Origin of the sequence: Methylobacterium sp. WL69, from assembly GCF_008039485.1 — a bacterium.
Lineage (GTDB): Bacteria > Pseudomonadota > Alphaproteobacteria > Rhizobiales > Beijerinckiaceae > Methylobacterium.
Genome location: NZ_VRUZ01000075.1, coordinates 1 through 22,240, shown reverse-complemented (window position 1 = coordinate 22,240; position 22,240 = coordinate 1). Strand labels below are relative to the sequence as shown.

Here is a 22,240-nt window from a genome sequence, read left to right as displayed (position 1 = left end):
GCACCAGGGCGCGGGCCGGGGCGAGGCGGGTCGCGCGCCGGACCCGCCGGACGGCGACGGGCCGGTAGAGCTGCTTGGTCGCATCCACCACGTGCAGCCCGGCGAAGGGCAGGGACAGGCCGGTGCCGAGGCGCTCCCAGGCCCCGGCCGTCTGCAGCCAGACGCGGCTCTGCACCGGCGGCATGTACAGGGCCTCGGCCCAGCCCTCGGGCGAGAACTGGGTGGTGCGCATGAGCCGGGCGAGCTGCGAGCGGCTGTAGGGCTGGCCGTGGCCGAAGGGGGTCGCGTCGCGCCGGGCCCAGACGCCCCGGCGGTTGGGCACCACCAGGATCATCCGGCCCCCCGGCGTCAGCACCCGCCAGACGTCCTGGAGCAGCTCCGTGGGGCTCTCGACGGATTCCAGGGCGTGGACCAGGATCACCCGGTCGACGGCGGCCTCGGGCAGGGGCATCATCGTCGGGTCGGCGAGGGCCGAGCACGAGCGTCCGCTGCCGGGCCAGTTCACCACGCCCTGCGTCGCCGGCATGAAGGCCAGCGTCCGCTCGGCGATGACGTGGACGGGCCCGAGATAGGGCGTGGCGTAGCCGAGCCCCAGAACCCGCAGGCCCGAGACCGAGCCGAGGAAGCCGTGGATCGCGCGGGCGACGATGCGGTGCGTCACCCCGCCGAGCGGACTGGCGTAGAAGGCGCGCAGGTCGGTGACGTCGAGGCGCATGGCGGGGGTCCGGCGGGCCGGCGCACCTGTCCGGGGGACCGGCGAGGGCGCTCCCGCATCAATGGGGGGCCGCGCCGCTTGCGGCAACCCCGATCCCGCAAACCCCGCCGCACCTCCGCGCCGGAACCGGAGGTCGCCCGGCCCGGTTCCCCGCCGACATCGGACCGCAACGCCGAGAACGTCGAGGACAACGCCATGCCCGCTTCCCGACCGGAGATCCGGACCTTCCTTTGCCGCAGCGACAATATCGGCGTGCTCCTGCACGATCCCGAGACGGGCGCCTGCGCTGCCATCGACGTGCCGGAGGCCGCGCCCGTCCTCGCGGCCCTCGACGCGGCCGGCTGGACCCTGACCGACATCCTCGTGACCCATCGGCACACGGATCACATCGAGGGCATCGCCGAGGTGAAGCGCCGGACGGGCGCCAGGGTCACGGCGCCGGCCAAGGCGGGTTCGGCCGTCCCGGAGGTCGACGTCGCCGTGTCCGAGGGCGACGTGGTACGGGTCGGATCGCTGTCGGCCGCGGTGTGGGAGACCCCGGGGCACTGCGCCGACCACGTCACCTACTGGTTCGAGGCGGCCGGCCTGGTGTTCGCCGGCGACACCCTGTTCACCCTGGGCTGCGGCCGGGTGATGGAGGCCGAGCCGGAGGTGCTGTGGCATTCGCTCGCCCGCTTCGACGGCCTGCCCGACGATACCCGGGTCTACAGCGGGCACGACTACGTCCTGTCCAATGCCCGCTTCGCCCGGGCCGCCGAGCCCGACAACGCGCGGCTGGCGGCGCGGATGGACGAGGCCGAGCGGGCGAAAGCCGAGGGCCGCTTCCTCGTTCCCACAACCCTGGGTGACGAGCGGGCGACCAATCCGTTCCTGCGCGCCGGCGAGCCGGCCCTGGCACGAGCAGTGAATCTCAGCCCCGGAACCGAGGCGGTGCACGTGTTTACTGCATTGAGGGCCTGGAAGAATAAGTTCTGACCCGCTAAAGGGCGGGACAGCGTCTCGCATTTGCGAGACGCTGGGCCTCGCAGACGTACACGTCGTGGTGATCGACGCTGGCGATTTGACAGGGAGGTCCGCCCCTCCTCCAGCCATGGCCGGTGTTCCCGAACGATGCAGCCTCCCGGCCCGCCCTTCGTCTTTGGGAACGGCCTTGCCGCGGTCAACGATTCCGAGGGCCATAGCCTCGACGACGGACCCCGGAAGCCATCCTCCGATCGCTCCTCGGCCAACCGTGCCGGCCGCGCCGCGCCGCGCGCCGCGCCCATCGCCGTGGATGCGCGGCTCCTCGCCGTGGCCACCGAGCACCTGCGCCGTCTCGGCCCCAAGCGGGTGACGGTGGTGGCCGTGGCGGCGGAGGCCGGCATGACCCACGCCAACGTCTACCGCTACTTCCCGTCGAAGGACGCCCTCCTCGACGCCGTGGCCGGCCGCTGGCTGCGCGACGTGGAAGCGGAACTCGCCCGCATCGCCGATGCGCCCGACCCCGCCGACGACAAGATCGAGCGCCTGCTCTCGGCCCTCGCCTCGGCGCAGCGATCGACCCTGGCCAACGAACCGAACCTGTTCTCCGTCCACCTCGACGCCGCCGTGGGCGCAAGGCCCATCGCCCGGCGCCACCGGGTCCGCCTGCGCGGCCTCGTCGAGCGGGTGGTGGAGGAAGGCATGGCGACGGGTGCGTTCGTGGCGCGCGATCGCGAACGGGCCATCGCCTACATCTTCGATGCGAGCTACCGCTTCACCCATCCGCTGGCGATCCAGCACGATGCCGACCTGCCGGGGGACCTCATCGAGGCCCGCCTCGGGGCCGTGATTCTCGCCATCCAGCGGGTACTCCGGACGGGGGCGCTCTGACCTCCGTGACAGAACGATTCCTCTGTCACCGGCGGGATTTCAGCCGTCCGTGCGGTCGTCGATCGGCTTAAGGCCTTCGCCGCCTTATGTTTTCGCCCCTGCCGCGCCGAAGCGCCGCAAGGTCTGGCTTGGCCCGAACCCTGCAGGGCCGATCCATCCTCGGTTGAAGACGTGGGCCTTTTCCGCCACACACCGCCGCAACGCACACACCACCCGCGAAGGGTCGACCCGAGAGGGTTCGGCCGACCAAGGTTCGACCCAAGATTCGACACAGGACAGTTCGGCGGCGCGACCTCGCCGACACCCGGGGCGCACCGTCACACCAGCGGAACACCGCACCGCTAACCCGATCACCGGAGGCTCGTTTTACCCATGGCACGCAGCAAGATCGCGCTCATCGGCGCCGGACAGATCGGTGGCACCCTCGCGCATCTGGCCGGGTTGAAGGAACTCGGCGACGTCGTCCTGTTCGACATCGTCGACGGCGTGCCCCAGGGTAAGGCCCTCGACATCGCCGAATCCGCCCCCGTCGACGGCTTCGACGCCGCCTATTCGGGCGCGAGCGCCTATGCCGGCATCGCCGGTGCCGACGTGGTGATCGTCACGGCCGGCGTGCCGCGCAAGCCCGGCATGAGCCGCGACGACCTCATCGGCATCAACCTCAAGGTGATGGAGGCCGTGGGCACCGGCATCAAGCAGCACGCGCCCGACGCCTTCGTGATCTGCATCACCAATCCCCTCGACGCGATGGTGTGGGCCCTGCAGAAGTTTTCGGGATTGCCCACCAACAAGGTCGTCGGCATGGCCGGCGTGCTGGACTCGGCGCGGTTCCGCCACTTCCTCGCCGACGAGTTCAAGGTTTCGGTCGAGGACGTCACCGCCTTCGTGCTCGGCGGCCACGGCGACGACATGGTGCCGCTGGTGCGCTACTCCACCGTGGCCGGCGTGCCGCTGACCGATCTGGTCAAGCTCGGCTGGACCACGCAAGGTAAGCTCGACGCCATGGTCGAGCGCACCCGTAAAGGGGGCGGCGAGATCGTCAACCTGCTGAAGACCGGTTCGGCCTTCTACGCGCCCGCCGCCTCCGCCATCGCCATGGCCGAGAGCTACCTGCGCGACAAGCGCCGGGTCCTGCCCTGCGCCGCCTACCTCAACGGCGAGTACGGCATCGACGGCATGTATGTCGGCGTGCCCATCGTCATCGGCGCGAACGGCGTCGAGCGCATCCTCGAAGTCACCTTCAACGACGACGAGAAGGCGATGTTCGACAAGTCCGTGGGCGCCGTAAAGGGCCTGATCGAGGCCTGCAAGACCATCAACCCGGCGCTCGCCTAAGACGGAGGCTCGACGGCGGACCGCGCAGGCGGTCCGTCCGAACGAAGCCCCACGGAAACTGGGAAACCCGGCCCGGCCGGGACGAGGGAGGAGTTTGGCATGAACATCCACGAATACCAGGCCAAGGCGGTTCTCAAGGAGTTCGGCCTGCCCGTCTCGCGTGGCGTGCCGATCTTCAAGGCCGAGGAGGCCGAGGCCGCGGCGCGTGAACTCGGCGGCCCGGTCTGGGTGGTGAAGTCGCAGATCCATGCCGGCGGGCGCGGCAAGGGCACCTTCAAGGGCGCGCCCGAGGGCGCCAAGGGCGGCGTGCGCGTCACCAAGTCCCTGGACGAGGTCAAGCAGTTCGCCGGCGAGATGCTGGGCCAGACCCTGGTCACGATCCAGACCGGCGAGGCCGGCAAGCAGGTGAACCGCCTCTACATCGAGGACGGCGCCCAGATCGAGGCCGAGTTCTACCTTTCCATGCTGGTGGACCGCGAGACCGGACAGGTCGCCTTCGTCGTCTCGACGGAAGGCGGCATGGACATCGAGACGGTGGCGCACGAGACCCCTGAGAAGATCGTCACCTTCTCGGTGGACCCCGCCACCGGCGTGATGCCCCATCACGGCCGCGCCGTCGCCAAGGCCCTCGGCCTCACCGGCCCGCAGGCCAAGGAAGCCGGCGAACTCACCACCAAGCTCTACACGGCGTTCACCGCCAAGGACATGAGCATGCTGGAGATCAACCCCCTGGTGCTCACGGGCGACGGCCACCTCAAGTGCCTCGACGCCAAGATCTCCTTCGATTCGAACGCCCTCTACCGCCACCCCGACATCGTCGCGCTCCGCGACGAGACGGAGGAGGACGCCAAGGAGATCGAGGCCTCCAAGTACGATCTGGCCTACATCGCGCTGGACGGCACCATCGGCTGCATGGTCAACGGCGCCGGCCTCGCCATGGCGACCCTGGACATCATCAAGCTCTACGGCGAGGAGCCGGCGAACTTCCTCGATGTTGGCGGCGGCGCGAGCGAGGAGAAGGTCACGGCGGCGTTCAAGATCATCACCGCCGATCCGCAAGTGAAGGGCATCCTGGTCAACATCTTCGGCGGCATCATGAAGTGCGACGTCATCGCCAACGGCGTGATCGCGGCGGTGAAGGCGGTGGGCCTCGAAGTGCCCCTGGTGGTGCGGCTCGAAGGCACCAACGTCGAGAAGGGCAAGGAGATCATCCGGAATTCCGGCCTAAACGTGATCTCCGCCGACGACCTCGACGACGCCGCGCAGAAGATCGTCGCCGCCGTGAAGAAGGGCTGAGAGTACCCATGTCCATCCTGATCGACGCGAACACCAAGGTCATCTGCCAGGGCTTCACCGGCAAGAACGGGACCTTCCATTCCGAGCAGGCCATCGCCTACGGCACCAAGATGGTCGGCGGCACCTCGCCGGGCAAAGGCGGCGCCACGCATCTCGGCCTCCCGGTCTTCGACACGGTGGCGGAGGCTCGGCATGCCACGGGGGCCGACGCCTCCGTGGTCTACGTGCCGCCGCCCGGTGCGGCCGATGCCATCTGCGAGGCGATCGCGGCTGAGATTCCGCTCATCGTCTGCATCACCGAGGGCATTCCGGTACTCGACATGGTGCGGGTGAAGCGCTCCCTCGAAGGCTCGAAGTCGCGTCTCGTCGGACCGAACTGCCCCGGCATCGTCACGGCGGGCGAATGCAAGATCGGCATCATGCCGGCCAACATCTTCAGGCCGGGCTCCGTCGGTATCGTCTCGCGCTCCGGCACCCTCACCTACGAGGCCGTGTTCCAGACCACTCAGGCGGGTCTCGGCCAGACCACGGCGGTGGGCATCGGCGGCGACCCGGTGAAGGGCACGGAGTTCATCTCCATGCTCGAACTGTTCCTGGCCGACGACCGGACCGAGTCCATCGTGATGATCGGCGAGATCGGCGGTTCGGCCGAGGAGGAGGCGGCGCAGTTCATCGCCGACGAGGCCAGGCGCGGCCGCAGGAAGCCCATGGTCGGCTTCATTGCCGGCCGCACGGCGCCTCCGGGTCGCCGCATGGGGCATGCCGGCGCCATCATCTCGGGCGGCAAGGGCGGCGCCGAGGACAAGATCGCCGCCATGGAGGCGGCCGGCATCCGGGTCTCGCCCTCGCCGGCGCGCCTCGGCAGCACCCTGGTCGACGTCCTCAAGGGCTGAGGATCACGGGCGCGCGGGCCTGCGTTGCGCCGCATTCAGGCTCGGGCGCCCATATGAGACCCGACGGACGCGGTCCCCGCGTCCGACTTTCCAAATCCGATCCCTGGCGCCCGGCGCCGGATCGGGCGGCGGTCCCTCCGGACGGGGGGACCGCGAGCCAAGCGGTGGGATGACTGAACGATGGCACGCCAGGACGCGCTCGAAACCTCGTTCCTCTACGGCGGAAACGCCGCCTACATCGAGGAACTGCAGGCGGCCCATGCCCGCGATCCGAACTCCGTCGACCCGGAGTGGCAGGACTTCTTCCGCTCCCTGAACGAGGACAAGGGCGCCGCCGAGAAGAACGCCGCCGGCGCCTCGTGGCAGAAGCCGAACTGGCCGGTCCACGCCAACGGCGAGATCGTGTCGGCGCTGGACGGCAACTGGGCCACCGTCGAGAAGGCCATGGGCGAGAAGATCCGCGCCAAGTCGGACACCGCGACGGCGCCGGCCAAGGGCGCCGTGGTGGCGTCGGCCCCCGGCATCTCCGTCGAGCAGGCGACCAAGGATTCCGTACGCGCGATCATGCTGATCCGCGCCTACCGCATGCGCGGCCACCTCCACGCCAAGCTCGATCCCCTCGGCCTCGCCCCGCGCGGCGACCACGAGGAACTGCACCCGCAGCATTACGGCTTCGAGGAAAAGGACTGGGACCGCCCGATCTTCCTCGACAACGTCCTCGGCCTCGAATTCTCGACCATCCGCGAGATCGTCGAGATCCTGGAGCGCACCTACTGCCAGACGCTCGGCGTCGAGTTCATGCACATCTCCAACCCGGAGGAGAAGGCGTGGATCCAGGAGCGCATCGAGGGCAAGGGCAAGGAGATCACCTTCACCCCCGAGGGCAAGCGCGCGATCCTCAACAAGCTCATCGAGGCGGAGGGGTTCGAGAAGTTCCTCGACCTCAAGTACACCGGCACCAAGCGCTTCGGCCTCGACGGCTCCGAGGCGATGATCCCGGCGCTGGAGCAGATCATCAAGCGCGGCGGGGCGCTCGGCGCCCACGAGATCGTGCTCGGCATGGCCCATCGCGGCCGCCTCAACGTGCTCTCCAACGTGATGGCGAAGCCCTTCCGGGCGATCTTCAACGAGTTCAAGGGCGGCTCGGCCAGCCCGGCCGAGGTCGAGGGCTCGGGCGACGTGAAGTACCACCTCGGCGCGTCCTCGGACCGCGCCTTCGACGGCAACAACGTCCACCTGTCGCTCACCGCCAACCCGTCCCACCTCGAGATCGTCGACCCGGTGGTGCTCGGCAAGGTGCGCGCCAAGCAGGACCAGCGCGCCAATCCGCATGTCCACCGCACCAGCGTCGTGCCGCTCCTGATCCACGGCGACGCCGCCTTCGCCGGCCAGGGCGTGGTCGCCGAGTGCCTCGGCCTGTCGGGCTTGAAGGGACACCGCACGGGCGGGTCGATCCACTTCATCATCAACAACCAGATCGGCTTCACCACCGATCCGCGGTTTTCGCGGTCCTCGCCCTATCCGTCGGATGTCGCCAAGATGGTGGAAGCGCCGATCTTCCACTGCAACGGCGACGACCCCGAGGCCGTGACGTTCGCGGCCAAGATCGCCATCGAGTACCGGCAGAAGTTCGGCAAGCCCGTCGTCATCGACATGCTGTGCTACCGCCGCTTCGGCCACAACGAGGGCGACGAGCCGGCCTTCACCCAGCCGAAGATGTACCAGCGCATCCGCAAGCACCCGACGGCCCTCGAGACCTACGGCAAGAAGCTCGTCGCCGAGGGCGTCCTGTCCCAGGAGCAACTCGACACCCGCAAGGCCGAGTTCCGCGCGATCCTCGACGGCGAGCTCGAGGTGGCCGGCAACTACAAGTCCAACAAGGCCGACTGGCTCGACGGGCGCTGGTCCGGCTTCAAGGCCGTGCGCGAGGATGTCGACGATCCGCGCCGGGGCAAGACCGGCGTGCCGGCGGAGATCCTGCGCGAGATCGCCCAGCGCATCACCACGCCGCCGCCCGGCTTCCACCTGCACCGTACGATCCAGCGCTTCTTCGACAACCGCGCCAAGGCGGTGGAGAGCGGCCAGGGCATCGACTGGGCGACGGCCGAGGCCCTCGCCTTCGGCTCCCTGCTGCTGGAGGGCCACCGGGTCCGCCTCTCGGGCCAGGACGTCGAGCGCGGCACCTTCTCCCAGCGCCACGCCGTGGTGATCGATCAGGAGAACGAGCAGCGCTACACCTCGCTCAACTCCATCCGCGAGGGCCAGGCCAGCCTCGAGGTCATCAACTCGATGCTCTCGGAAGAGGCGGTGCTCGGCTTCGAGTACGGCTACTCGGCGGCCGAGCCCAACGCCCTGGTGCTGTGGGAGGCGCAGTTCGGCGATTTCGCCAACGGCGCCCAGGTGGTCATCGACCAGTTCATCTCGTCCGGCGAGCGCAAATGGCTGCGCATGTCCGGCCTGACCCTGCTGCTGCCCCACGGCTACGAGGGCCAGGGCCCGGAGCATTCCTCGGCCCGCCTGGAACGCTTCCTGCAGATGTGCGCCGAGGACAACATGCAGGTGGCCAACTGCACCACGCCGTCGAACTACTTTCACATCCTGCGGCGCCAGCTCAACCGCGAGTTCCGCAAGCCGCTGATCCTGATGACGCCGAAGTCGCTCCTGCGCCACAAGCGGGCGGTGTCCGGCATCGACATGATGGCGGAGGGATCGAGCTTCCACCGCGTGCTGTGGGACGATGCCGAGCGCGAGGACGACGCCACCAAGCTCGCCAAGGACGACAAGATCCGTCGCGTCGTCCTGTGCTCCGGCAAGGTCTATTACGATCTCTACGACGAGCGCGAGAAGCGCGGGCTCAACGACGTCTACATCCTGCGCGTCGAGCAGCTCTATCCGTTCCCCCTCAAGGCGCTGGCGGGCGAGATGTCCCGCTTCCGCAACGCCGAGGTGGTGTGGTGCCAGGAGGAGCCGAAGAACATGGGGCCCTGGGCCTTCGTCGAGCCCTACCTCGAATGGGTGCTCGGCCAGGCCCAGTCCTCGGTCAAGCGCGCCCGCTACGTCGGCCGGCCGGCCTCGGCCTCCACGGCTGTGGGCCTGCTCTCGAAGCACCAGGCCCAGCTCCAGGCCTTCCTCAACGAGGCGCTGGCGGTCTGACGCCGCACGGCATTCCCGATCTGACCGCGCACCGGCGCGCCCGATAATCCAGGCGGACACACACCATGGCAACCGACATCCTCGTCCCGACCCTCGGCGAATCCGTGAGCGAGGCCACCATCGGCCGCTGGTTCAAGAAGCCGGGCGACACGGTGGCGGCCGACGAGCCCCTGGTGGAACTCGAGACCGACAAGGTCACCCTCGAGGTCAACGCGCCGGCCGCGGGCGAGCTCGGCGAGATCCTGGTCCAGGACGGCGAGACCGTGGAGCCCGGGGCGCTGCTCGGCTCCATCGTCGAGGCCACGGGCGGTGCCAAGGCGGCGGCGCCGAAGAAGACCGAGCCGAAGGCCGAGACCCGCTCGGAGGCGCCCGCCGAGGACAAGGGCGGGCAGAAGCCCGCCGAGGCCCCGGCCGAGAGTTCGTCGGCCGGCTACGGCAATCACGGCGACGGCGCTCCGGCCCGGGCCCGGGAATCCGGCGACAACGGCCCGGCCGTCTCCAAGATGGCGCGGGAATCCGGCATCGATCCGGCGACCCTGAACGGCTCGGGCAAGGACGGCCGCGTCACCAAGGGCGACATGCTGGAGGCCAAGGCGAAGGGGCCGTCGGCACCGGCGCCCGCGCCCGCCAAGGAGGCCAAGCCCGCCGCCCCGCGCGCGCCGTCGAAGCCCGACGACGCGGCGCGCGAGGAGCGCGTGCGCATGACCAAGCTGCGTCAGACCATCGCCCGCCGTCTCAAGGACGCGCAGGACACCGCCGCGATGCTGACGACGTTCAACGACGTCGACATGTCGGCCGTGATGGCCATGCGGAGCCAGTACAAGGACATCTTCGAGAAGAAGCACGGGACCAAGCTCGGCTTCATGGGCTTCTTCACCAAGGCGGTGATCGGCGCCCTCAAGGACGTGCCGGCGGTCAATGCCGAAATCGACGGGCAGGACCTCGTCTACAAGAACTACTACCACATCGGCATCGCCGTCGGCACCGACAAGGGCCTCGTGGTCCCCGTGGTCCGCAACGCCGACGACCTGTCGATCGCCGGCATCGAGAAGACCATCTCCGGCTTCGGCAAGAAGGCCCGCGACGGCAAGCTCTCCATCGACGAGATGCAGGGCGGCACCTTCACCATCACCAACGGGGGCATCTACGGGTCGCTGATGTCGACCCCGATCCTCAACGCGCCGCAATCGGGCATCCTCGGCATGCACCGCATCGAGGAGCGCCCGGTGGTCCGCGCCGGCAAGATCGAGGCGCGTCCGATGATGTACCTCGCCCTGTCCTACGATCACCGCATCGTCGACGGGAAGGAGGCCGTGACCTTCCTCGTGCGCGTCAAGGAGGCGCTGGAAGATCCGGCCCGCCTCGTGCTCGACCTCTAAGGCCCGGCAGCTGCCGTCCGCCGGCCGCGTCGATCGCGGCCGGACGCTTCCGTGCGCTTCGTATCCGATGGTGGGGCATGACCCGCCGCCCAATTCAGCGAGTCAGAATCCCATGTCCTACGATCTCGTCGTCATCGGCACCGGCCCCGGCGGCTATGTCTGCGCCATCCGGGCGGCTCAGCTCGGCCTCAAGACCGCCGTGGTGGAGAAGCGGGCGACCCATGGCGGCACCTGCCTCAACGTCGGCTGCATCCCGTCGAAGGCCCTGCTGCACGCCTCCGAGGCCTTCGAGGAGGCGGGTAAGCACTTCGCCGACATGGGCGTGATCGTCAGCGCCCCCGAACTCGACCTGAAGAAGATGATGGCGTTCAAGCAGGACGGCGTCGACGGCAACACCAAGGGCGTCGAGTTCCTGCTGAAGAAGAACGGCATCGACAGCTATCGCGGCACCGCGCGCCTCGCCGGTGCGGGGCGCGTCGAGGTGCTGTCGGAGGATGGCGGCAACCAGCTTCTGGAAACCAAGAACGTGGTCATCGCCACGGGCTCGGACGTGACGAAGCTCCCCGGCGTCACCATCGACGAGACCATCGTGGTCTCCTCCACAGGCGCCCTCGAACTGCAGGCGGTGCCCAAGAAGCTCCTGATCATCGGCGCCGGCGTCATCGGCCTCGAACTCGGCTCGGTCTGGCGCCGCCTCGGCTCCGAGGTCACCGTGGTCGAGTATCTCGACCGCATCCTGCCGGGCATGGACGGCGAGGTCGGCAAGCAGTTCCAGCGCATCCTCGGCAAGCAGGGCGTGCAGTTCCGGCTGTCGTCGAAGGTCACGGGCGTTGCGGTGGCGGATGGCGCCGCCACCGTCACGGTGGAGCCCGCCGCCGGCGGCGAGGCCGAGACGCTTGCCGCCGACGTGGTGCTCGTGGCCATCGGGCGGGTGCCCTACACGGACGGGCTCGGACTCGAGACCGTGGGCGTCGGCCTCGACAACAAGGGCCGCATCCAGACCGACAGCCACTACGCCACCAACGTCACCGGCATCTACGCCATCGGCGACGTGATCAGCGGGCCGATGCTGGCCCACAAGGCCGAGGACGAGGGAGTGGCGGTGGCAGAACTCCTCGCCGGCCAGTCGGGCCACGTCAATTACGGGGTGATCCCGAACGTCGTCTACACCTACCCGGAGGTGGCCTCGGTGGGGAAGACCGAAGAGGAGTTGAAGAAGGACGGCATCGCCTACAACAGCGGAAAATTTCCCTTCACCGCCAACGGCCGCGCCAAGGTCAACCACACCACGGACGGTTTCGTGAAGATCCTGGCCGATGCCACCACCGACCGGGTGCTCGGTGTCCACATCGTCGGTGCGGATGCGGGCAACCTCATCGCCGAAGTGGCCGTGGCGATGGAGTTCGGGGCGAGCGCGGAGGACGTCGCGCGCACCTGCCACGCGCACCCGACCCTCACCGAGGCGGTCAAGGAAGCGGCGCTGGCGGTGGCGAAGCGCGCGATCCACATCTGAACCGGTGACGGGCCCGCGGACGCGGGCCCGCTTCAGGATTCCGTCGGCACCAGGGGCGGCAGGCGCGAGAGGCGCAGCGCGATGGCGAGGGCCAGCCCGTAGAGGCTCGCGAAGAACATCACCACGCCGATCCAGCCCGAATGGGCGAAGAACCAGCCGCCCGCCGTGCCGAGGACCGACGAGCCGAGATAGTACAGGCACAGGTACACCGACGAGGCCTGGGCCCGGTCGCGCAGGGCCCGGCGCCCGATCCAGCTGCTCGCCACGGAATGGGCGCCGAAGAAGCTCACCGTGACCACGACGATGCCGAGGATGATGAGCCAGAGCTGGCTCGACAGGGTCAAGGTGATGCCGACCAGCCCGAGCAGGATGGCGAGCCACAGCACCTTGCGGCGCCCGAGCCGGCTCGCGATCTCGCCCGTGAGCGCCGACGAGAACGTTCCGAACAGGTAGACCACGAAGATCGCCCCGATGGCGGTCTGACTGAGGTCGAACGGCGGATCGAGCAGGCGAAAGCCGATGTAGTTGTAGACGCTGACGAAGCCGCCCATGAGCAGGAATGCCTCGGCGAACAGCCACGGTAGGCCCGGATCGCGAAAGTGCTGGCCGAAGGTCCCGGGCACCTCGCGCCAGCGCATGCGGTTGGGGGTGAAGCGCTGCGAATCCGGCAGACTGAAGAGGAAGGCGATGGCCGCGAGCAGGGCCAGGACGCCGATGGTGCCGAGGCCCCAGCGCCAGGAGGCGTGGTCGGCGATGATCCCGGCGACCAGCCGCCCGATCATGCCCCCGAGCGCGTTGCCGCCGATGAGCAGCCCCATGGACAGGCCGATGGCGCGCCCGTGCATCTCCTCGCTGAGATAGGCCATCGCCACCGCCGGCAGGCCGCTGGCCGCGAGCCCCGTTAGGGCCCGCAGGGCGAGGAAGCCGTGCCAGCTCGGAACCAGGACCGCCACGATGGTGAGCACCGCCGAGGCGAACAGGGACGCGACCATGATCGGCTTGCGCCCCCACACCTCGGAAAGGGGGCTCACCACCAGCAGCGCGATGGCCAGCATGGCGCACGGCAGGGAGAGGGCGAGGCTGCTCTCGGCCGGCGAGACGTGGAATTCCTCGGCGAAGACCGGCATCAGGGGCTGCACGCCGTAGAGCACGGCGAAGGTGGAGAATCCGGCCGCCGCGAGCGCCAGGGTGGTGCGGCGGAAGGCCGGCGTTCCCGCCTCGATCAACCGGGGTTGCGTCTCGTCCATGCCGGCTCCCCATTCGGATCGGCGCGACGGCCCATCGACGGGCCGTCTCCGGACGTCGCCCCGGATCACCCGTGCGCGACCGGGATATAGGGCGGGGTGGAGAGGCCGGACACTGCTTTCGGGTCGCCCTCGGACCCATCCGGCGGGCCAAACGTCGTTCTTCTTTCAAAAATGGTGCGCCGGGGCATCAGGCATCTGACTGCACCGGCGGCATCTCTCCAATCCCGACCGGTCGGGAGGCTCAGCGCGGCGGCGGAGCGGCTTCTCCCTGCTGCTGGATCAGCGGGGTGATGCGGCGGACCGTGACCCGGCGGTTCTCGCGCGAGGCGTTCTGGGTGTTCACCTTGAGGGACTGCTCGCCGTAGCCCTGCGTGGTCAGATTCTCCGGCGGAACGCTGAAGTTCTGGCTCAGGACGGTGGCCACGGACTGGGCCCTGCGGTCCGACAGGGACAGGTTGTCGACGTCCGAGCCGACCGCGTCGGTGTAGCCCTCGATGAGGAACACCTCCTGCGGATTGGCCTTGATCGCCCGGTTGATCGCCGCCGCCATGGTGGACAGGCGCGCGGCCTGATCCGGCGTCACCGTGAACGAGCCCGTGTCGAAGGTGATCGTATCGATGTCGATGCTGCGCATCCGGGCGCGCAGCTGCGGGCTGTAGCGGACCTGGTCCAGGGTGTAGCGCCGGTCCACCGCCACCACGGGCGGGGCCGAGAGAGCCTCGTAGACGGCGCCCTCGTCGGCGCCGTCGTAATCCACCACGTAGCGGTTGCGCGGGATGCGGATGTCCGGCGGCGGCAGGTCGACCACGTCGTCGTAGATCGGCCGCCGCGCGCCGCCGCCGAAGGCGTTGTCGATGATCACGACCTCGCGGCCATCGCGGAACCGGCGCGAGCGGCGCACGAGCCGGCCGTCGTCGTCGACGATGGTGACGATCTGCTCACCGCCGGGCCGGTCGAGATACGTGATCGTATCGCCGCCGCGCCGTTCGCTGCGATAGCCGCCGCGCCCCAGATCGCGAAAACGCTCGTTCTCGTCGTGGCGGATGAAATAGTTGTCGCGGTCGCGCACGATGATGCGGCCCGGCTCGCGGATATAGGTCCGGCCATCCTCCTGGAACTCGCGGCGGTCGCGGCGGACGCGGTCGAAGTCGCGGGTCTCGTCGTCGTCGCGGAACCCGCCGGGGACGTAGCCGGGCCGACCCGGGGCGTTGAAGCCGGTGCGCGGACCGGCGCGCTCGAACGCGTCGCGGCGCTCGCGGTCCTCACGCCGATCGTCACCGCGCGAGGACTCGTCACGCGGAGAGCGTTCGCGCAGTCCCTGATCGCGCGGTTCCTGGTCCCGCGGACCCCGGTCGCGCAGTCCGTCGTCGCGATTGCCGCGCGGGTCGGTCCGGTCCGGCGACCCGCCGGGTCCCCGTCCGTCCGGGCGCTCGGCGCCGGGGGCGGCATTGCGGTCGTCGGCGCCCGGCGCACCGGGTGGGGTGAACGGGCGCCCCGGCAAGCCGGGTCGGGCGTTCGGCGCGACCGGGGGCGTGCCGTCAGGCGCTGGCTGCGGCGCAACCTTCGGCGCAGCCGGGTCCGTCGGCGGCTGAGTGGCCCGGGGATCGGTCGGCTGCGCGGGCCTCGCGGGCTGGGCCGCATTGGGCGCACGCGGATCGGCGGCCGCGGGCGGGGTCGGCCGGTTCGGTGACGGGGGAGCCGTCCGCTCGGTCGGGGCGGCATCGGGACCGCGCCGTCCGGATTCGGGTGCGTTCGGACGCTCGGGTTCCGTGCCGGGCGCGCGGCGGTTCGGCTCGGCCGGACGCACCGGAGCCGCCTCGGGCACACGCTCCCGCGCCGCCGGCGGGCTCTGCTGCTCCTGTCGGATGGGGCGCTCCTGACGATCAGGGCGCTCCTGACGGTCGGGACGCTCCTGACGATCCTGACGAGGGACCGGACGTTCCGCCGGGCCACGCTCGTCCCGGGGATCGCCGCGCTCCTGGCGCGGCGCGGCCCGCTCGCGCTCCTGTCTCGGCTCGGGGCGTTCCTGACGGGGCTCCGGTCGCTCCTGCCGGGGCTCGGGCCTTTCCGGCTTGGGGGCCGGTCGGTCCTGCCGCGGCTCCGGCCGCTCCTGACGCTCGGGTCTTTCCTGGCGCTCGGGTCTTTCCTGGCGCTCGGGCCGCTCGCGGGCGGGGGAACCGCTGCGCGGTCCCTCGTCCCCGGGCCCGCCCTGCGCCAACTGGATCGTCCCGCCCGCCGCCCGGTCCGGTTCGGCCCGGGAGGGCCCGGACAGGGCGAGGGCCGGCAGGATCGTGCCGGTGAGGAGGAGCAGGCGGATGGGCCGCATGGAAGGCACTCACGGTCGTGGATGAGGCCTTCGGAACAGGATTGGGGCCGGATGGTTCCCGTTTCCCCCGGTTCCGGTCTCCGGCACGGGGCCGGTTGTCCGATCCGTCAGGGGGTTCCGGTGCGGGTCTGGCCCTGAACCGAGAACAGGTTCGGCGCGATGATCCGGACGGGCTGGCGCTCCTCGCCCGCGGCCGCGGCGGGCGCGGCCTCGATGGCGGCGTGCTCCGCCACGGCGCCGGTCTCCGTGGTCACGAGGCCCGTGCGGTTCGCCGCGTCGGCGGCCAGGACCGCCGCGGTCTTGTCGGCCCGCCCGACGAGGGTGAGGCGCACCTTCGGTCGCGACAGGGCTTCGGCCTGCATCGGCGTGACGAAGATATCGCCCTTGTGGCGCACCAGCATGCTCTCGGCCTTGACCAGGGACTGGGCCCAGCTCTGACCTTCGCGCTTGCACGAGCAGTTCGGGGTGAACGTCGTGCGGAACCGGAAGGCGTTGGCGAGCGACACGTAGGCCTTCGACCCGCGGAGCGTCGCGGCGTGCTTCAGGGCGTCGTCGCCGTAGGGCATCGAGTAGGCGGCCGCCTCGGCACCCGGGCACAGGGCCTGGCACAGGTCGTCGGCGCCCTCGCGCCCGTCGGGCAGGTTGGCCATGGGGAAGTAGGCGCCGTCGCAGGTCCGCACGCACACCACCTGGCCGCCGCCCCGGGCCCGCGGCTCGCGCGGCGTTCCGTCCAGGGCGTTGAGCGCCACGCGGCTCGCCGGGTCCGTGCAGGCGGAGGCCACGGCCGCCGTGAGCTGCCGGCGGCGCGCGGCCGTGACCTCCCCGTTCTCGGCGCCGTACCCTGCGTTGAGGGCGCGGATGCGCTGCTCCACGGCCCCGCATTGCGGCGGCCGCGAATCGAAGAACAGGAACCGGCCGCCCTCGCAATTCAGGGTGCGGTAATAGGCGTTGAGGCGGCCGATCTCGTTCTGGAGCGCGCGGGCGGTGTTCGCCCCGTCGGACAGGTTGGCGAGTTCCGAGCGGTAGCGCAGGCAGGCGTCGGTGGCTTGTGCCCGCACGGCCCCCATCGTCCCGACGGTGACGAGGGTCACGGCGAGCGCCCGGACGAGCGTGCGGATCTTGGGGAGGATCAGCGGCATGACCTGACAGGATCGGGAGTGGAACCTTGCCGACTCCGGGAATCGGCGTGGCGGCGAAGCGGAAGTTTTGTACCTGCCCTCGCGCGGAGGCGACAGCCTTCCCACATGCGCCCCAGCCGAGTTGGGGGGGAATGCATGACGATGTGGCTTCGGGGTCTCACAGGGGGAACGATGGCCGTGGCCGTCGTCGCGGCGGCGCTCGCGGGCGCCGCGCCGGCCAGGGCCGAGGACGCCGACCGGATCTTCGACAAATCCACGGTCTGGCGTCCGCTCACCCCCAACGACAAGCTCGTGGTCTACGGGATCGACGATCCCGCCGTGGCCGGTGTGGCGTGCTGGTACACCCAGCCCGAGAAGGGTGGGATCAAGGGCACCCTGGGGCTCGCCGAGGACGTCTCGGACATCTCCCTCGCCTGCCGTCAGGTCGGCCCCGTGCAGTTCAAGGACAAGCTCGGCCAGGGCGAGGTGGTGTTCAGCGAGCGCCGGTCGCTGATCTTCAAGTCCATGCAGATCGTGCGCGGCTGCGACGCCAAGCGCAACACGCTGATCTATATGGTCTATTCGGACAAGGTGATCCAGGGCTCGCCCAAGAACTCCACCTCGGCCGTGCCCCTGATGCCGTGGGGGACCGAACCCCCGCCGAAATGCGCCGACGCCCTGAAGAAGTAGGCGGCCTCGGACGCGCATCCGGCCAGGATCGATCGGGGCGATCGGTCCTGAAGATCAAGTCCGGCGATCAATCCTGGCAGGTGATGCGGATCGGGCGCTCGGCCGGCTTGATCACCGGGACCGCGGGGATCGCACCGGTGTACTCGTCCTGGGCAGCGACGCCGAACGAGCCGGCGGCGGCGAAGCCCTGGGCCTCGCACCAGGCGTTGGCCACCACCTGGCCGCAGCTGCTCTCGCCGTTGGTCAGGCAATCGCCGACGCCGTAGCCTTCGCCGGCGGGAATCAGGAAGGTCTTCTCCACCTGCGGCGCGGTTCTGGCGGGGCTCTCGCCGTCGCCCCCCGCGAACGCAGCCGACGAGATCAGGGCGAGGGCGAGGAGAGCGCCGATTTCGGCGGCCGGGCGGCGCATGGGCAAAGCCTCGATGGAGGGATTCGGGTTCGGGGAAATCTCAAGGGTTCGGGTAAACAAACCCTTTCCGCCGCGGATCGCTTTCGATAGGCGGCGGAGCGGCGCTGTTCTCGAATTGCTCATGGATTCGGATTAGCCCAGGACGGCCGGCGGAACCGTCGCCTTCGCGCAACAGGCGGCCCGTGCAGCGCGGCCGCCCACCCATTGGACGGGTCGGTCGCGGCGGAGTACCGACGCCGGGAAGTGGCGGAAAACCAAGGCGCTAGGGGCGGTCGAGGCACGCGGCGCACGCGGCCCGCCCGAGGGACGAGGGACGGTTTCATGGCCCCGATGTTGCGGCTCTACAACACGCTGACCCGGCAGAAGGCCGTGTTCGCGCCGATCGATCCGAGCCATGTCCGGATGTATGCCTGCGGGCCGACGGTCTACGACGCGGCCCATATCGGCAACGCCCGCCCGATCATCGTCTTCGACCTGCTGTTCCGGCTCCTGCGCCACCTCTACGGTCCGGCGCACGTCACCTACGCCCGCAACGTCACCGACGTGGACGACAAGATCAACGCCCGCGCGGCGGCGCGCGGCATCACCATCCGCGAACTCACCGATGGGACGCTGGCCGCCTTCCACGACGACATCCGCCGCCTCGGCGTGCTGATGCCCGAGGACGTCAACGTGGCGGGGGCCCGGCCCCGCTTCGTCGAGCCGCGCGCCACCGACCACATCGCCGAGATGATCGCCATCATCGAGGGGCTGGTGGCCGCCGGCCACGCCTACGTGGCGGCGGGCCACGTCCTGTTCGACGTGCCGTCCATGCCCGATTACGGCGGCCTGTCGAAGCGGCCCCTCGATGAGATGGAGGCCGGCGCCCGCGTCGAGGTCGCCCCCTACAAGCGCTCGCCCCTCGACTTCGTCCTGTGGAAGCCCTCGAAGCCCGGCGAGCCGTCCTGGCCCTCGCCCTGCGGCGTCGCCGAACCCGGACGCCCCGGCTGGCACATCGAGTGCTCCGCCATGTCGTGGAAGCACCTCGGGCAGACCTTCGACATCCATGCCGGCGGCATCGACCTCATCTTCCCCCACCACGAAAACGAGGTCGCCCAGTCGCGCTGCTGCTTCGGTACCGACGTGATGGCCCATGTCTGGCTCCACAACGGCTTCCTGCAGGTGGAGGGGGAGAAGATGTCGAAGTCGCTCGGCAACTTCATCACCATCCGCGATGTGCTCAAGGACTGGCCCGGCGAGGTCGTGCGCCTCGCCATGCTCAGAACACACTATCGCCAGCCTATCGACTGGACGCTCCGGGGCTTAGAAGAAAGTCGGCGCACATTAGATGGTTGGTTTAAGTCTATTGGAGGGACTGAAATTTCGCAAAGATTTGGAGCCCCATCCGAAGAAGTAATTGGAAAATTATACGATGATCTAAACTTTCCCGCTGCATTTGCTGCAATGAGCAGCCTGGCGAAATCAGCTAAGGAGGATAATGTTTCCGCCATATCTCTTTCTAGGACCTTGCACTTTTTTGGGTTCGATCAAGGCATCGACCGCATCGCGAGGGCTATGAAGAAAGAAATTGAAGTTTCGGATGAGCAGACAAAGTATGCTGGAGATGTGAGATGGGGCAGTATTTCCAATTTAAGGGAAAAGGGATTCGATTTCACAAAACTTAATAACCTTATTGATCGACGAAATAATGCAAGACTTACGAAGAATTGGGCGGAGTCGGATCAAATTAGGACTGAAATCAAGACGTTGGGGATCGTACTGAAAGATAGTAAGGACGGTACGACAACGTGGACAGTGGAATGATCGCCCCCTCCGATCGCCAGCCGATCGTGGTCGCCGATGCCGGCCCGCTCATCCGACTCGCGGCGGCGGGCATCCTCGACACGCTCCGCGGCCTCAACCGGCGGATCGTCCTCGTGGATCGGGTGGAGGAAGAGGTCGTGGGCGACCTGTCGAAGCCTTTCGCGCCGGAGATCGCCGCCTGGATCGAAGGGCTCGGCGAGGCCGCGCTCCGAGTCGAGACCGTGGTCGGCATCGGTGTCGCGGCCCTGCGGGCCCGGCCCCGGACACCGACGGGCGACGCGCTGCTCAAGTCGGCCCTGCGCGATTCCGGCGAGCAGGCCCTGCGGGAATTCATCGCCCACTGGCACCCGACGGAATCGGACTCGGCCGTCGTGCTCTACGAGGACCGCAAGGTCGCGACCCTGTTCCTCGACGTCGATTTTCCCGTGACCCTGATGACGACCCGCGCCTTCGTCGCCACGGTGACCCGGTGGGGGATCAACCAGGACGCGGTTCTGGCCCTGGAATCCATCGCCGGGCGCTATGACCTGAAGCCCGCCCTCGTCGGCGAGATCGACCCGAGCCAGCCGCCCGACCTGAGGGTGCTGCCCCAGCCGATGCCGACCGACGCGGAGTGAGGGGGCTTCACAGCCGCTCGGTTACGAACGCCTCGGCCTCGGGGGAGGGGGGCGTGTCGGCGGCCGCGTCGCGCAGGAGCCCGACCACGGCCTCGGCTTCGTGGGCCACGAGGTAGCTCAGATCGAGCCCCTCGCGGATGAAGCCCTGGGCCCGCATGTGGTCGAGGAGCGTTAGCAGGGGCGTCCAGAAATCGGCCACGGAGAGCAGCAGGATCGGCTTCCTGTGCTGGCCGAGCTGCGCCCAGGTGAGCTGCTCCACCAGTTCCTCCAGGGTGCCGATGCCGCCCGGCAGGGCCACGAAGGCGTCGGAGCGCTCGAACATCAGGCGCTTGCGGGTGTGCATGTCCTCGACGACGATGGTCTCCTGGATCTCGTCGAGCATGCGCTCGCGCGACTTCAGGAAGCTCGGGATGATGCCGGTGACGTGGCCGCCATTCTCGAGGACGGCGCGGGCCACCGTGCCCATCAGCCCGACATTGCCGCCGCCGTAGACGAGGCCGAGGCCGGCTTGCGCCAGGGCCTTGCCCAGGGTCTCGGCCGCCGCCGTGAAGGCGGGGTCGCCGCCGAAGCCCGAGCCGCAATAGACGCAGACGGTTCTCACCGGAGCCATGCGCCGCCTCCCTTCCGGGACCGGCCGCGCGGACCACGGGCCGTGTCCACGGGCCAAAGTGCTGATTTTATGGGAGATCCGGCCGTCGGACGGCCATCGGTGTTTGGTGTTCCGGTCATGTTCGTTAATATGTCGCCGTCAAAGGCCGATTGATCGACAGGGCAGGTCGGGTTTCGACTGCGGTTCCGCCGCCCGGGCGGTGGATGAGGGAGTGGTGCGTCATGAAGGCGGAGTTGCGACGGAGCATCTTCCTCGCCGGCGTGGGGCTTCTGGGCGGCTTCACCCTCGTCGTCACCCTCTACGGCGCGAGCGAGTTGTTCAAGCACGGATTCGGCGCGCCGGAGGGCCGGACCGTGGCCCCCGCCACCGAGTCGGCCCCGAGCCGCGGGGAGGGGAGTTCCGGCGCGCCGGGAAAGCCCCGGTCGGACCGGCCGCCGGGGCCGGGGCAGATGTCCGCCCTGCCGTCGGGGGACGATCCCGTGGCGCCGGGGACCAGCGCACCGGGGAGCGGGGCGCCGCCGGCCGCCGCGGAGGCGTCCGCGCCGACCTTCGACATCATCCGCGTCGAGCCCTCGGGCGAGACCGTCATCGCGGGCCGGGCTGCGCCCAACACCACCGTCGAGATGCTGCGCGACAACGAGCCGATTGCCCGTGTGCTCGTCGACCCGTCCGGCCAGTTCGCCATCGTGCCGCCCGCCCTGTCCCCCGGCAGCGTTGAGATCACCCTGCGCTCCACGGGGGCCGACGGCCGCTCCCTCGTCTCCCGGGAGAGCGTGGCGGTGGTGGTGGCCCAAAGCCGCGACGCCAAGCCCCTCATCGCCCTGACCTCCCCCGACAGGCCCACGGTGGTGCTGTCGCAGCCCGATCCGGTCGCCCCGGCGCAGGCCGCCGCCGACCCCCGGACCGCCGCTCGGACGAGCTCGACCAAGGCGGACCCGAAGCCGCCGGCGAAGGCCGCTGCCCGACCGTCCGAGACGCCGGAGGGGACGCCGGTGAAGATCGTCAGCGTCGAGGCGGAGGAGGGCGGGCGGCTCTACGTCACCAGCCAGGCCCAGCCCGGCGCGACGGTGCGGCTCTACCTCAACGACACCCTGGTGGCGCCGGGCAGCGCCGGGGCCGACGGGCTGGTCGCCTTCACCATCGGGCGCGGGGTCCGGCCGGGGGCCTACGCCATCCGCGTCGACCAGGTCGATCCCGTCTCCGGCAAGGTCAAGACCCGCTCGGAGGTCGCCTTCACGGTCCCGGCCGCGAAGCCGGCCGCGGCCCGGCCCCCCGCGGCGAAGCC

Annotated in this window: 18 protein-coding genes; 12 read left to right on the top strand and 6 right to left on the bottom strand. The window is 69.5% G+C overall.

The genetic code is table 11. The features are described 5' to 3' along the window. On the bottom strand, positions 1–715 hold a 715-nt coding region (locus FV218_RS17195; RefSeq protein WP_147710868.1), incomplete at its 3' end, for a methyltransferase domain-containing protein. Between the two features lie 195 nt (positions 716–910). On the opposite strand from FV218_RS17195, the gene gloB reads away from it, so the two are divergent. From gloB to lpdA, 8 genes are all read left to right on the top strand, one after another. Then, positions 911–1,690: a hydroxyacylglutathione hydrolase gene (gene gloB, locus FV218_RS17190; RefSeq protein WP_056090838.1), complete on the top strand. Its 780-nt coding sequence runs from the start codon at positions 911–913 to the stop codon at positions 1,688–1,690. Between the two features lie 288 nt (positions 1,691–1,978). After that, positions 1,979–2,566, top strand: a complete 588-nt coding sequence (locus tag FV218_RS17185) for a TetR family transcriptional regulator (RefSeq protein ID WP_313899158.1) — start codon at positions 1,979–1,981, stop codon at positions 2,564–2,566. A gap of 372 nt (positions 2,567–2,938) precedes the next feature. Further along, entirely contained in the window at positions 2,939–3,901 is a 963-nt protein-coding gene (mdh, locus tag FV218_RS17180; protein ID WP_147710867.1) for a malate dehydrogenase, read from the top strand. A 99-nt stretch (positions 3,902–4,000) separates the two neighbouring features. After that, positions 4,001–5,197: an ADP-forming succinate--CoA ligase subunit beta gene (gene sucC, locus FV218_RS17175; RefSeq protein ID WP_056090843.1), complete on the top strand. Its 1,197-nt coding sequence runs from the start codon at positions 4,001–4,003 to the stop codon at positions 5,195–5,197. Positions 5,198–5,205: 8 nt separating this feature from the next. Then, entirely contained in the window at positions 5,206–6,090 is an 885-nt protein-coding gene (gene sucD / locus FV218_RS17170) for a succinate--CoA ligase subunit alpha (protein ID WP_147710866.1), read from the top strand. Between the two features lie 180 nt (positions 6,091–6,270). Continuing rightward, a complete protein-coding gene (locus FV218_RS17165) occupies positions 6,271–9,243 on the top strand; it encodes a 2-oxoglutarate dehydrogenase E1 component (protein ID WP_147710865.1) in 2,973 nt (990 codons plus the stop codon). Between the two features lie 65 nt (positions 9,244–9,308). After that, a complete protein-coding gene (gene odhB, locus FV218_RS17160) occupies positions 9,309–10,622 on the top strand; it encodes a 2-oxoglutarate dehydrogenase complex dihydrolipoyllysine-residue succinyltransferase (protein WP_147710864.1) in 1,314 nt (437 codons plus the stop codon). 112 nt (positions 10,623–10,734) lie between these two features. Continuing rightward, positions 10,735–12,135, top strand: a complete 1,401-nt coding sequence (gene lpdA / locus FV218_RS17155) for a dihydrolipoyl dehydrogenase (RefSeq protein WP_147710863.1) — start codon at positions 10,735–10,737, stop codon at positions 12,133–12,135. A gap of 32 nt (positions 12,136–12,167) precedes the next feature. Here lpdA and FV218_RS17150 read toward each other — a convergent pair whose 3' ends face one another. The 3 genes from FV218_RS17150 to FV218_RS17140 form a co-directional block, all read right to left on the bottom strand. Further along, positions 12,168–13,382 carry an MFS transporter gene (locus tag FV218_RS17150; protein ID WP_147710862.1) on the bottom strand — a complete coding sequence of 405 codons (1,215 nt, stop codon included), beginning with the start codon at positions 13,380–13,382 and terminating at the stop codon, positions 12,168–12,170. A gap of 241 nt (positions 13,383–13,623) precedes the next feature. Beyond that, on the bottom strand, positions 13,624–15,708 hold the full coding sequence (locus tag FV218_RS17145; protein WP_147710861.1) for an OmpA family protein: 2,085 nt from the start codon (positions 15,706–15,708) through the stop codon (positions 13,624–13,626). 107 nt (positions 15,709–15,815) lie between these two features. Beyond that, positions 15,816–16,847 carry a DUF2865 domain-containing protein gene (locus FV218_RS17140; RefSeq protein WP_147710860.1) on the bottom strand — a complete coding sequence of 344 codons (1,032 nt, stop codon included), beginning with the start codon at positions 16,845–16,847 and terminating at the stop codon, positions 15,816–15,818. A gap of 171 nt (positions 16,848–17,018) precedes the next feature. Between FV218_RS17140 and FV218_RS17135 the strand changes: the two genes are divergently transcribed. Beyond that, positions 17,019–17,516, top strand: coding sequence for a CreA family protein (locus tag FV218_RS17135; RefSeq protein ID WP_147710859.1), 498 nt, complete (start codon positions 17,019–17,021; stop codon positions 17,514–17,516). 67 nt (positions 17,517–17,583) lie between these two features. On the opposite strand, the gene FV218_RS17130 is transcribed toward FV218_RS17135, so the two are convergent. After that, a complete protein-coding gene (locus FV218_RS17130; protein ID WP_147710858.1) occupies positions 17,584–17,925 on the bottom strand; it encodes a hypothetical protein in 342 nt (113 codons plus the stop codon). Positions 17,926–18,246: 321 nt separating this feature from the next. On the opposite strand from FV218_RS17130, the gene cysS reads away from it, so the two are divergent. Both cysS and FV218_RS17120 read left to right on the top strand, forming a co-directional pair. Continuing rightward, on the top strand, positions 18,247–19,728 hold the full coding sequence (gene cysS, locus FV218_RS17125) for a cysteine--tRNA ligase (protein ID WP_147710857.1): 1,482 nt from the start codon (positions 18,247–18,249) through the stop codon (positions 19,726–19,728). Next, a complete protein-coding gene (locus tag FV218_RS17120) occupies positions 19,725–20,345 on the top strand; it encodes a hypothetical protein (RefSeq protein ID WP_147710856.1) in 621 nt (206 codons plus the stop codon). Before cysS ends, FV218_RS17120 begins: the two co-directional genes overlap by 4 nt. Before the next feature lie 7 nt (positions 20,346–20,352). Here FV218_RS17120 and FV218_RS17115 read toward each other — a convergent pair whose 3' ends face one another. Continuing rightward, positions 20,353–20,955 (bottom strand): TIGR00730 family Rossman fold protein, encoded by a 603-nt coding sequence (locus FV218_RS17115; RefSeq protein WP_056090877.1) that lies wholly within the window; start codon positions 20,953–20,955, stop codon positions 20,353–20,355. A gap of 221 nt (positions 20,956–21,176) precedes the next feature. Here FV218_RS17115 and FV218_RS17110 point away from each other — a divergent pair. Beyond that, positions 21,177–22,240, top strand: a 1,064-nt coding sequence (locus FV218_RS17110) for a hypothetical protein (protein WP_147710855.1), incomplete at its 3' end; no start/stop codon positions are given.